Genomic DNA, 12,101 nt, shown 5'->3' on the forward strand with positions numbered 1-12,101 from the left:
TTCGACTTGCATGTGTAAGGCATGCCGCCAGCGTTCAATCTGAGCCAGGATCAAACTCTTCAGTTTAATCTCTGTTTGTTTGCTACTTTCGTAGCACCGTCATTGCTGACGGGTCGCTCACTCAAAATACTGACAGGCCACTACTTTCGTAGCGCCTATTTCATTACTTCTTGTGAACATTTGATATTTTAAGTATCAGCAGGACTAGCCTGCTGTGCACTTTCATCAAACGTCCACACTTATCGACTGTTAATTTTTAAAGAACTTTATTCGGTACTGCGCTTGCTGCGGAGCGTTGTGTCCGTCAGCGAAGAAGAAAGAGTATGAAGCGTTTAGATCGTTTCGTCAACCCCTACTTTTTTTCACCCAACTCAGCAACGTGTGCTGCGTTCTGCGAGGGGGCGGACTATAGCAAAGCCACTACGACTTCCGCAAGGCTTATTTACGGGAACACGAACGATTTCACGAGCGTCAATTCGCCGGCTGCCCGCATCGGCACCTGATAGGTTTGCAGCCTCTCACGCGGCGTGCCCTCGTTGGTGATAATAGAGACCCGCGCGACGGTCAGCGTGGACGTGTCCGCGCCGCTGCCGAAGTAGTTGACGTAGACGTGATAATTGCCCTTCTGCGGCGAGGCACTGGAAAAGATCTCCGGCCCGTAGCCGGTCGTCACATCCACATCCAGGGCCGAGCCGTCCTGCAGGACGCGATTGCCGTACCAGGCATGGCCACCGTCCGGCGTCACCACGTGCAAATCGAGATCGGTGCCCGCGCTGTCCCATGACAGCACCACCCGCAAACGCGCCTGCGTCTTCCCCTGATAGCTGTCGACAAACTGTGCGCGGGCGCGGCTCTTGCCGTCCGGCGCGCGCACCTCCACACTATTGGAGCCGCTGCCGAAACCATACGGCCGTCCGTACGTGCCATCCTCCGCCACTTCCAGCGGCATCGCCACGCCATTGACCACCAGCGTGGCCGGCTTGCCTTTGGGCGCGCCGGCGATCCGGCCGCGTATCTGCGCCGTTTCGCTCTGGCCAGGCTGCAGGCTGACGGAGGCCGCAGGATAATGCACCGGCTGCGTATAGTCCTCGCGCGCGCCGGCGGAATTGCGCCAGCCGCCCTTGGGCGAGTCGATGGAGACCTGGGCCTGCGCCCAAAGCGGAAATAACAACAATAGCCAACGCAGATTCATGGTCAGTACCTGAAAGTTTTGACGAGGGTAAGCTCGCCGATACCGCGCAAGGGCACGACAAACGATTCGCGCCGCTCGCGCGGGGTGTTCTCATTGAAGACCAGCGTGATGCGGCTGGTGATGACGGGCCGCTGCCGCGTGTTCTCATCGAAGTGATAGCCGTCGGCGCCGAAGTTGCCCCAGTAGTTGATCCACACCTGGTACAAGCCGCGCATCGGCGACGTCATTACGAAGTTCTCCGGCCCCGGCCCGTCGACGGTGTCGGCATCCAGGCCACCGCCGTTGCTCAGCGCCGGTTGTCCAAAGAACGCATGCTGGCCGTCCGGTGTGATCACATGCAGATCGACTTCCGCCTGATTGTCGTCCCACGCGGCGATGATGCGTATCATCGGCTGCGGCTTGCTGCGGTCTGCCTCATAAAACTGCACGCGCTTGACCGGCTTGCCGTCCGGCGAACGGATCTCCACGCTGTTGGAACCGGAGCCGAATGAATACGCGCGGGCATAGCGTCCATCTTCATCCGTGTACAGAGGCGTCGGATTACCGTTGACCACCAGCTTATGGAAGGCCCTGCCCTTGCCGACCTTCTCAAGCTGCCCCTGGATCATGCGCCGTCCACGCTGCGCGCCACGGTCCACCAGCGCGTACGGGTAGTTGACCGCCAGCTCCTCCGAGCGGTCGGTCAGGCCGGCGCGGTTCCAGCCGCCAATCGGCGTGGTCATGCTCTTGTCCTGCGCATGCGCCAGCTGACAGGCCAGCACCAGTGCGGCGGCATTGAGCAATCGGATGCGGGAAATCACAGCGTCTCCAGGTTAAGGTCGACCAGCCGGCGCGCCAGACGCTCGACGTAATCTTCATCCTGGCCACGCGGATGACGGCGCAAACCAAGATGCAGGTATTCATGGGCCAACGTGATGCGGTCCTCGCGCGTGGTCAGCGCACGCATGAAGATGCGATTGCGCGACTGCTCCGAATACGGCGCGCCGGCAGCCAGCGCGCAGACCAGCGGCGGCTGCGGCGGCGCCTCATAACCGTCCTCGCCCAGCAGCACGCGCTGCCAGCGCGGCACGGCGCGTGCCAGCCACTCCTCGTTCTGCGCCAGACGCTTGCAGCGCACCCCGGCGTTACCAACGGTGCTCAGCGCGCCGCCGGGATAGGCCGCCGCCAGCAATTCGTCGTAATGCTTGCCCTGCTTCGCCTGCCGAACCGCATCGGTCCACACCAGCGTCCCATCGGACGGCAGGTCGCGGTGATAGCGCACCGGCACGCCGTCGACAATCAACTGGTCGGTCCAACGCGCGATGGCCAGCGCCGCCGGCGTGGCGGGACTCGGGCTGACGCGCTGCGTCGCGCTGCTGTCGGCGATCTGCTGGCAGCCAGCCACGCTCTGCGCATTCTGCCGCAGATAGCTGCGCGCGGCGATGGCCAGCGCCTTGGCCGCTTCCGGTTCGTCGGCGCTGGCTTCGCGGTCGATCACCCGCGCCACGTATTCGTTGACGCCGAAGCGGCCGCGCAATTGCGGGCGGCCGTCGCCACCGGTTTGCAGCATCATCTCGCCCGCGCTGCGCAAGGCCAGGTTCTTGCCGTTTTCGAAGCGCACCTGGAAGCGGCCGTTGAGCGGGCCCGCCGCAGCCGGACCTGCCGCGCCGCGCACGCTGCTGATCGGATAGCGTTTGAAGTAATCGACGACGACACAGCCGCTGTCCTCGGCCGCCTGCACCGGCGGCAGACTGGCGGCAAGCCGCGGCGCCCACTGCTGCAGCACGTTGCTGCTGCCGCCTGCGCCGCCGAACCACACCGGCGTGCCATCGGCCAGCCAGCCCGCCGCGCCGCCGAGGCGTTCACGCTCCTTGCCCGCTTGCGTGGGCCGATGCCAGGAGTATGTCTTGACCCGCAGCTGGCTGCCGAACCAGCGCGCAGTGCCGGCGCCTCGGCCATCCAGTACCACGCGCAGCAGCGCCGCTTCGGCATCGGCGCGGCTGGCGGCCGGTATGCTGGCAAGTGCGCGCAGCAGGCTGTCCAGCCGTACCAGCCGTTCCGGCGTCAACTTCGCGGGATCGGCCAGCCATGCGAGTTCGCCGGAGGGGGCAGCGCCAAGACGGCGCGTCCAATACTCCCGCCACGACGCTGGCGCGATCATCAGCCGGCGCGGCGAGAAGAACGGCCCGCAGGACTGTGCCAGCGCCGCATCGCGGCCAATGCTCTGCCCCACCTCGCAGCAATAGACCTCCTCCGGATCGCGACCGCCGCAGCGATAGTCCGGCATCGCCACATGGCTGTCGTCCGCGTAGATATAGACGAACAGCTTCCACAAGCTGGCCAGCGGCACCTGGCGACTACCGTCGAAAGGCTGCGGCGCGGAGCCGCCCTGCCGCAATTGCAGCACCTCGGTTTTCCCGTCGCGCCACCAGGCCACGTCCAGCGACGCCGCCCGCGACGACACGGCCAGCGGCTGCACGGCCATCAAGGCCAATACAACCGCCGGCCGCAGCACGCGGGAAAGCGCCGGCTTGCGCATCATTCCACCTTCAACGCGCGCATGGTCTTGCCGCCGCCTTCCAGCGCCTTTTGCTCCGGCTGATACATGCGGTGGAAGCGCGTCGGCGGCAGCACGTAGCTCCCCTTTTGCGCAAAGCGCAGCAGGTGGCGCACCGTCACGGCCTCCTCCAGCGGATCGACCGGCACCGCGTAACCATCACGACGCTCGGCATGGCGTGCGCGCTCCAGCGGCGTCGGTTTTTCGCCCGCCATCATCATGCCCCAGGTGCTCGACTCGACCATCGCGCCAGGCGGCAGCGCCACCTCCAGCAAGCCAAAGCGGTGCTTGGAGCCGGGCGCCGGTTTCAGCGTGATCTCATCCAGATAGAGTTCGGCGGTGCTGAGCGCCTCGCCCGGCTTGACCAGTTCCGTGGTGTAGCCGTCCTTACCCTGCTTCATGCGCAGGATGCGGCGTTCGACGGTGACCGGCAAGGTGGACGCTTCCGCTGCGCGGCTGTCGTACTGCACCACGGCCACCGTGCCCGCAGGCGCGGCGCCCGCTGCCGCCGCCAACTTGAGCTGCTCCGGCAGGGCCTTGGCGTCGTTCCAGCGCCAGACCGGCTGCCCGCTGCGGCTCTCCAGTTTTTGCCACGGGCCGTCCAGCGCAAGCGACGGCGCCTTGCCGAACGATGCACCGCCCAGCTTTTTCTGTACCCACAACAGCGTCATCGAACGGTCCAGCGTTGGCATATCCGAGCGCACGCTGGCCAGAACCGCGTCTGCCTGCGACGGCGGCACTTCACCGGCCAGCATCAGCAAGGCCTGCGCCACCGGCGCCTTCGACGAGCGCAGCACGCTCCATGCCGCGATGACCTGCTGCTGCAGGGCCGGCGGCAACGCAACGCCGTTCTGGCTTGCGACCACCGACGTCAAGCCAAGCGCCATCGCCTGCGCCTCGCGGTCATCGCCGGCGCCGAGCAGCAGGCTGCCGGTGTCGCCGCCCGCATGCGGCTTGCCTGCCAGCGTAACGGCGGCCATGTCGTCGACCAGGCCCGAAGCCAGCGTCTTGGTGGGCAGGCCGATGTCGCGGGCCATCCACAACACCAGCGCGCGGTCGATCGGCGCATCCTTCAGCCCCTGCTCGCTGTACACGGTCAACAAGCTGCTCCAATGCTCGGGCGGCAGCTCGATACGCAATGCGCGCGACGCATACCAGTCCGCGTAATAGGCGTAGCCCGTCATCAGCGCGCTGCCGGCCGTGGCGTTGCCCCACCAGCCAAAGACCGCGTTAGGTCCGGCCATCGCCACCAATCGCAATCGCTGCGCGGTGAGCATGGCCTGCAGGCGTTCACGCTGCGGCGCCGCGTCCGCCGGCATGCTTTGCAAGGCCAGCGTCAACGGAATCAGGCGGCTCGCGGTCTGCTCCACGCAGCCATACGGATACTCGATCAGATCGTCGGCGATGCGCGCGAAATGGCTGGCCGCGCCCTGCGCGAACGAGACGCGGATATTGCGCGCATCGGCCGGCAGCTTGAACGCGGTCTCGGCGCCGTTCAGCGGCAACGTCAGCGTGCGGGGGCTGAGCCAGGCCGCAGGCAGGGTTTGCATCGTGGTGTCCAGTGCGTCGACCAGTTTGCCGTCCTGCTTGAGCTCCAGGCGCAAGGCGCCGGAGACCGCCGCCAGCGGGAACTCGACATAATTGACGCCAGGCTTGGCGCTCAGCTTCTCGGTCCTCGGCTGCGTGCCACCGGACAGGATCACCTCCAGCGACTGCGCGGCGCTGGTCTGGTTGAACACCGCCACCGTGGCGCGCGGCGCGTCGCCGGCACGCATCCAGTCGGGCGCGGTCCACTTGGCGTAGAAGTTCTTGTCCGAGCGCAGATAGCCGGTGCGCTGGCCCACGCGTCCCTGCGCATCCATCGCGCGGCCGGTGATGCGCCACCGGGTCAGCGCGTCCGGCATGGTGAAGCTGATACGCGCATTGCCGTCCGCATCGGTCTTCAGCGACGGCGCCCAGTAGGCCGTGTCGATGTTGTCGCGGCGCGGCCGCTCCAGCACCTTGACGCCGCGCTCATTGTAGTTGTGCCGCGCCGGCGCGCCGCCGCTGCGGCCCTGCGCCATGTCGTAGCTGATGAACGACAGGCTGGCCGTGGTGCGCACGTTGTTGCGGCGCGGATGGTAGAAGAAGTCGCCGATCTCCGGCGCAATCTCCGGCTGCAGCACATAGATCATCTCATCGACCACGCCCAGCGCCACCATGGTGCTCAACGGCTTGCCGTCCAGCGTGGCCTTGACGTCCAGCGTCACCTTCTCGCCGGGCTGGTAGACCTCTTTATCGGTCTTGAACTGCAGCGCGATGCGCGGCTCGATCACCTGCAGGCCGGCGTTCTCGAACACGAAGTCGCCGTTACGTGTGTAGGCCACCGAGAAGGTCATGTTGGGGCCATGCTCCTCCTTCACCGGTATGCGCACGCGCCACTGCTTCGGTCCCACGCGCTGCGCCTTGTACCAGTCGGCGCTGCCGGCCATCAGGCCATATTGTTCAACCTTGTCGCGCTCCAGTGTGAGCAGCGCCTGGTCCACCTTGTCGGAGAAGGTGATCAGCGCCTCGGCCGTCTCGCCCGGACGATAGCGCGCGCGGTCCAGCACAATCTCGATGCTGCCCGGCGTGGCCTGCACGCCGTCGCCACTGACCCAGTGGCTGGCCGCCGCCAGCAGGTTGCCGCGCTCGTCGCGCAGCGACAGCTGGTAGGAGCCGGAATCCGGGAAGGTCACGTCCCATCCCTTGGCGGCCGGATCGAAGGCGCCGGACGTCTTGGTCTGCCGCTCCAGCTGCACCATCTCCCAGCGCACCGGACGCGCAGAACCCTGGCCATCAGCCACCAGGTCGAAATGCACCTTCTGTCCCGGATCGGAGAACTGGCGCGACGGCTTCAAGGTGTAGGTGGTGCTGGAACGCTCGATCATCAGTTCGCGCGTGACCTTGACGCGGTAGGCCGCGCCGTCGGTGGCCAGCACTGTCAGGATGTAGCGCGACGGATCGGCGGCCGGCGGCAGCGAGAAGTCCACATTGCCGCTGCCATCGCTGACCACCTCCTCGGTCTTGAGCGCCACCGGGAACAAGCCGCTGTAACGCAGCTCGCCGTCGACCATGCTGTTTTGCTGGCTGCGCAGCGACAGCGTCATGGTGGCGTTCTTCACCGGCTTGCCGTCCGGGTAGCGCAGCGAGATGCTGCCCTTGACCGCCTCGCCGGTCTTGAACTCCGGCTTGGACGGCTGGATGTTGATCTCGAAGTGAGGCTTGATGTATTCGGCCACGCGGAAGGCCGCGCCATAGACGCCGTCCTTGTAGGTGAAGCGCAGCTCATAGCCGCCGGCAGTGGCCTGCTCGGGCAGGCGGAAGCGGGTGTCGGCGCCAGTTTCGCCCGACAGCTGCAGCGTTTGCGTCAACAGCGGCGTACCGTTCGGATCGAACACGGTCAGGCCGATGGGCGCGGCGGCTGCGGCCTGCGAGGCGCGCGCCGACGTGAACTCCCGTCCCATGAACTTGACATTGACCTCGTCGCCGGGCCGGTACAGCGGCCTGTCGGTGACGGCATACAGCTTGGTGTTATATATCTCGCTGTCGTAGTAGAAGTTCTCGGACACGAACACGCCGCCGGCGCGGTCCTCGCCCAGCACATAGGTGTGTTCGGGGCTGCCGCGCTCCATCGACGCCACGCCGTCGGCTCCGGTGGTGGCCGATTGCAGTACGCCGGTGCCGTCGGTCCAGGCCACATTGGCGCCGGCGACGGCGGCGCTGTTGTCGCGCCGCGCGGCCCACACCAGCATCTGGCCGGACGACACCTTGGTCACCGCCATCGTGTCCGACACAAACACCAGCGTGGTGGCGCGGTGCTGGCCGATGATGGCTTCGACCAGGTAAAGGCCCGGCTTGCGTTTGCCGAGCGGGATCATCACGTTGCCGGCACCGGGGGTGACGAATTCGCTGCTCGATCCATCGAGCTTCACGCCCTTGGGCGGCGCGATCGGCGCGGCCTGCCAGATCGGATAGCGGAAGCTGTCGACCAACTCCATGCCCTTGATCGGCTTGTACTGCGGGTTATTGGCGAACACCGTCGGCCGGCGGATCGCGTCGTTGGTGGCCAGCTTGGGATGCTCACTGGTCACCGAGAGGCGCGCCTCGGCCGAGAACAGCTTGCGCCAGAAAAGGCGCGACTGCTTCCACCAGCTGTCCCACAAGAAGCTCAGCGTGTTGGCCAGTCCCTCGCCCTGGTAGTTGCCCTCCACCTGGATGCGGTGCAGGTTCTTCTGCTTCTTCAGGAAGGCCATCGGTTCGGGCACTCGGTACAGCACGATGTCGGCGCCGGAATAGGCTTCGAGATTCATGCGGCCCATGTCGCGCCCCGGCACCTCAAGGCGCACGCGCGCCTCGTCGGCGCTGCCGTAGCTGGCGTCGGACAGCAGGAAGAACGGCTCGCCCTTGAACGGCGTGTAATAGCTCGGTTCCGGCTGCGCCAGCGCGCTTCCGATCAGGAACAGCGATAGCACACTGGCGAGCAGCAGCTTCATGACAGAAATGACAGCCGGAATACACCGGCGAAATTGGGATTGTTGGACGCAGGTTGCCACCGCGTGTCCTTCCAGGTAGTGAGTTGTTTGATATCGACGGTTCGCAGACCATTGTCGTCGGGGGTAACGGTGCCGGTGTGGTAGGCGATGCGCGCCCCCATCCAGACCATCAGGTGTTGTTCGTCGCCTTGGTCGAAGAACAGCAGGTCGCCGGGCAGCGCTTGGCTGATCTCGCGCGCGACGAAGCGGCTGTTGTGCTGCACCAGCGCCAGCGCGGTGACGAAGTGGCCGACCAAGCCGCCGGTCTGCACCCAGCGGTTGCGCAGCGCAGCCTGGCCGGCGTCGAGCTCCAGTTCGGGCGGCAGGCGGCGGTCGCTGGCGATGCCGTTGGCGCGCAGCCAGCGCGCATCGTGCACGGCCAGCGCCTCGTTGACGGCGAAGCGCACCAGGCCCGCGCAATCGCGGTGGGTCCAGCGCGGCGACGGCCCGCGTTCGATCTGCGCCGTGACGATGCGCAGCATCCACGCCTGGAAGGCGCGGCTCTGCGCCTGCGACAGCCGCGTGGACGCCTCCGCCGCCTCGCGCAAGGCCCAGGCAGGGGACGCGGCGGCCGCGCCGGCGCAGGCCAGCCAGCGCAACGTGGCACGCCGCTGAATCATCGCTGGGCCGCCTGCCATTCCAGCGTTTCCCATGCGGTGCCGCTGGCCGGCAGGCGCTTGAGCACCATGCGATACGGTGGATACTTCTTCAGCGCGTCCAGGCGCGGCGCCAGATGCTCGTCGGCCGCCGCGCGCAGCACGGGCTCATTGGCAGCCGGCAGCGTGTCGTAGGCTTCGCGCTGGATCAGCTGCGCCAGCGAGGCCGGCGCGATCAGGCCCACCGTGTGGCCGGCATCCGGCAGCAGGTCGGACGCGGCGGGCGCCTGCTTGCGGCGTACCGCCAGCACCTGGTCCACCAGCTTGCCGTCGGCGGAGAAGACCACCGTGTCGCCCGCCACCGCCAGCGCCGGCTTGGCCTCGCCCATCGCGGTGGACACGGTGCGCTCCCAGCGCGTGACGCCCTTAGCCTCGGACTTGCGCACCGCGTCCTTGCCGCCGATGGCCGCCGTGAACAGGCTGCCGTACAGCGCCTCGCCGCCCGCTTTCGCCTGGCGCGTCGCCACGAACACCGGTGTGTGCAGGCGCGAGCCGCCGTACCAGCACGCGGCGGCCGGGCCTTGCAGCTGGGTGCCCAGCGGCAGCAGCGGTTCCGAGGTCTTGCCGCTCATTTGCTTGAGCATGGGCTGCAGCGCGTCCCAATCCACCGGCACGCTGAAGCAGGCGCTCGGATCGTGCGGCAGCACCGGCCACAAGGCGGCGTTGTCGTAGCCGCCCTTGTGCAGCTTGTCCGCGTTGACCAGCACCTCGGAGCGCCACGCGCCCTTGGTGAAATCGAAGCGCAGCGCCTCCAGCGCGCCGAAGAACGGCTGATAGCCGAAGGACAGAAAGTCCGCCTTGACGGCGATGCTGTGGCCATCCGGCGCCGCCTGGTCCAGATGGAACTGCGGATGGAAGATGTTCTGCTTGGACTGGTCCGACGCCAGCAGGCTGGCCACGGTCTTGCCGGCCGCGCTGTCGGCGCTCTTGCCCTGCGCGCCGCCATACAGCATACCGGGATGCGACAGGATCACCAGCCGCTGGCCGTGCGCGGCGAACAGCATGGTGCGGTTGTAGGCGTAGTTGAGCGCATACACCGGCACCTTGTCGCCATCGACGCGCAGCTCGCCGGCCACGCTCATTTGCGTGTCCTTGAGCGCGACCTTGCCCGCCTCCTCCAGCAACCGTGTCAGCTGGTTGCGCGAAACGGCGATGGCGAAGTGCTTGAGCGAACCGTCGGCGTCGCGCCACAGCGCCACTTCCGCCGGCTGGTCCAGCACCATGCGCAGCAGCTGGTCGCCCCAACCCAGTTCATGTTCGTAGGCGATGCGGCGCAGGCTGCCCTTGAGGCCCAGCCGGTCCTCGCTTTGCTCGTAATAGAACAGGAATTCCTCGCGCAGCACGTCGCGCGCCAGCGGCACCGTCAGCAGGTCGCGCGGCAGCGACGACAGGCTTTTGGTCATCACCAGTGCGTCCGGCCGGGACAAGTCCAGCTTCAAGCTGTTGACGTCCCCCATGAGATTCCAGCCCAGGAGCCGGTAGGCGGCTACCGCGGCCAACACCACCGCGCCCCCGGCGAGCGATCCGACCAGTATTTTTTTATTCATGGACGACGATTGCCAAGTTAGTAATAAGTTATAAATAATAACATGCCAACTCGGCAACCAAGAGCGCGCACGGTACGAAAGCGTAAAATAGCGGTTTCGCCGATCCATACGCCCGTCATGTCCATCCTGCTCACCACCCTCAACGCCCGCTACACCCACGCCTCGCTGGGCCTGCGCTATCTGCTGGCGAACATGGGGGAGCGGCAGGCGCAGACCCGCCTGCAGGAATTCGTCATCGGCGCCAAGACCACCGAGATCGTCGAGCGCATCCTGGCGCACGCGCCGAAGATCGTCGGTTTCGGCATCTACATCTGGAACGTCGAGGAGACCACCAAGGTCATCGCCATGCTCAAGCGCGTGGCGCCGCAGGTGACCGTGGTGCTGGGCGGGCCGGAGGTATCCTACGAATCGAACGAGCAGGAAATCGTCAAGCTGGCCGACTACCTGATCACCGGCTGGGGCGACGTCACCTTCCCCAGGCTGTGCGGCGAGATCCTCAACGGCCCCAAGCCGCTGATGAAGATCCACGCCGGCGTGCAGCCGCCGATGGCCGAGATCAAGCTGCCCTACTCGCTCTACACCGACGACGACATCAAGAACCGCACCATCTACGTGGAAGCCTCGCGCGGCTGCCCGTTCAAGTGCGAGTTCTGCCTGTCTGCCCTGGACAAAACGGCGTGGCCGTTCGCGCTCGACCACTTCCTGGCCGAGATGGAGGCGCTGCACGCGCGCGGCGCGCGGCTGTTCAAGTTCGTCGACCGCACCTTCAACCTGAATATCAAGACCAGCCTGAAGATCATGCAGTTCTTCCTCGATAAGCTGGAGGCGAATCCGGACGATCCGGTCTACGCCCACTTCGAGCTGGTGCCGGACCACCTGCCGGACGCGCTGAAGGAAGGCATCAGCAAATTCCCGCACGGCGCGCTGCAGTTCGAGATCGGCATCCAGAGCTTCAACCCGGCGGTGCAGACGCTGGTCAGCCGCAAGCAGGACAACCAGAAGGCGGCCGACAACATCCGCTGGCTGACCGAGCACTCCAACGCCCACATGCACGTGGACCTGATCGCCGGCCTGCCCGGCGAGACGGTGGAGAGCTTCGCCGAAGGCTTCAACAAGCTGTGGGCGCTCAATCCGCACGAGATCCAGTTCGGCATCCTCAAGCGGCTGCGCGGCACGCCCATCATCCGCCACACGCAGGAATACGGCCTGGTGTTCGAGCCATACGCGCCCTACACCATCCTGGCCAACCGCGACATCGACTTCCCGACCATGCAGCGCCTGGTGCGCTTCGCGCGCTACTGGGACCTGGTGGCCAACTCCGGCCGCTTCGGCCACACGCTGCCGGTGCTGCTGGGCGACGACGCCTTCGGCCGCTTCATGGCCTTCTCGGACTGGCTGTACGCGAACACCGACGCCACCCACCGCATCGCGCTGGAGCGCCTGGTGGCGATGGTGGCGAAATACCTGCACAGCCAGGGCATGGACAGGGACGCCGCCGAGGCGTTGCTGGCCAGCGATTACGCCGGCGCCAAGCCCAAGGCCGCCGAGACGCCGGCGCCCAAACGCCAGGCCCGCAGGCTGGCCGCGTGAGCGGGGCCGCGACCCGATGCGCAAGCA

General features: G+C 66.2%; 7 protein-coding genes and 1 rRNA gene. 1 reads left to right on the forward strand and 7 read right to left on the reverse strand.

The annotated features are described in order from the left end of the window. From AC07WS_RS00005 to AC07WS_RS00035, 7 genes are all read right to left on the reverse strand, one after another. Positions 1–66, reverse strand: a 16S ribosomal RNA gene (locus AC07WS_RS00005); the annotation flags it as partial. A 376-nt stretch (positions 67–442) separates the two neighbouring features. Continuing rightward, positions 443–1,192: a DUF2135 domain-containing protein gene (locus AC07WS_RS00010; protein WP_494727125.1), complete on the reverse strand. Its 750-nt coding sequence runs from the start codon at positions 1,190–1,192 to the stop codon at positions 443–445. A 2-nt stretch (positions 1,193–1,194) separates the two neighbouring features. Continuing rightward, positions 1,195–1,992, reverse strand: coding sequence for a YfaP family protein (locus AC07WS_RS00015; protein ID WP_494727126.1), 798 nt, complete (start codon positions 1,990–1,992; stop codon positions 1,195–1,197). Then, positions 1,989–3,713 carry a DUF2300 domain-containing protein gene (locus AC07WS_RS00020; RefSeq protein ID WP_494727127.1) on the reverse strand — a complete coding sequence of 575 codons (1,725 nt, stop codon included), beginning with the start codon at positions 3,711–3,713 and terminating at the stop codon, positions 1,989–1,991. The genes AC07WS_RS00015 and AC07WS_RS00020 overlap by 4 nt, the downstream gene beginning before the upstream one ends. Continuing rightward, entirely contained in the window at positions 3,710–8,242 is a 4,533-nt protein-coding gene (locus tag AC07WS_RS00025; RefSeq protein ID WP_494727128.1) for an alpha-2-macroglobulin family protein, read from the reverse strand. Before AC07WS_RS00025 ends, AC07WS_RS00020 begins: the two co-directional genes overlap by 4 nt. Next, positions 8,239–8,934 (reverse strand): DUF1175 family protein, encoded by a 696-nt coding sequence (locus tag AC07WS_RS00030; protein WP_494727129.1) that lies wholly within the window; start codon positions 8,932–8,934, stop codon positions 8,239–8,241. Before AC07WS_RS00030 ends, AC07WS_RS00025 begins: the two co-directional genes overlap by 4 nt. Beyond that, positions 8,898–10,484 carry a DUF2138 family protein gene (locus AC07WS_RS00035; protein WP_494727130.1) on the reverse strand — a complete coding sequence of 529 codons (1,587 nt, stop codon included), beginning with the start codon at positions 10,482–10,484 and terminating at the stop codon, positions 8,898–8,900. Before AC07WS_RS00035 ends, AC07WS_RS00030 begins: the two co-directional genes overlap by 37 nt. A 117-nt stretch (positions 10,485–10,601) precedes the next feature. Here AC07WS_RS00035 and AC07WS_RS00040 point away from each other — a divergent pair, with 117 nt between their 5' ends. After that, positions 10,602–12,074, forward strand: coding sequence for a B12-binding domain-containing radical SAM protein (locus AC07WS_RS00040; RefSeq protein ID WP_494727131.1), 1,473 nt, complete (start codon positions 10,602–10,604; stop codon positions 12,072–12,074). The last annotated feature ends 27 nt before the right edge of the window (positions 12,075–12,101 follow it).

The organism is Duganella sp. GW821-FHT01E12 (assembly GCF_059422325.1).

Excerpts from the sequence above, each read along its gene's own strand:
- AC07WS_RS00010 (WP_494727125.1), bottom strand. The coding sequence starts at position 1,192 with ATGAATCTGCGTTGGCTATTGTTGTTATTTCCGCTTTGGGCGCAGGCC.
- AC07WS_RS00020 (WP_494727127.1), bottom strand. The coding sequence starts at position 3,713 with ATGATGCGCAAGCCGGCGCTTTCCCGCGTGCTGCGGCCGGCGGTTGTA.
- AC07WS_RS00025 (WP_494727128.1), bottom strand. The coding sequence starts at position 8,242 with ATGAAGCTGCTGCTCGCCAGTGTGCTATCGCTGTTCCTGATCGGAAGC.
- AC07WS_RS00030 (WP_494727129.1), bottom strand. The coding sequence starts at position 8,934 with ATGGGAAACGCTGGAATGGCAGGCGGCCCAGCGATGATTCAGCGGCGT.
- AC07WS_RS00035 (WP_494727130.1), bottom strand. The coding sequence starts at position 10,484 with ATGAATAAAAAAATACTGGTCGGATCGCTCGCCGGGGGCGCGGTGGTG.
- AC07WS_RS00040 (WP_494727131.1), top strand. The coding sequence starts at position 10,602 with ATGTCCATCCTGCTCACCACCCTCAACGCCCGCTACACCCACGCCTCG.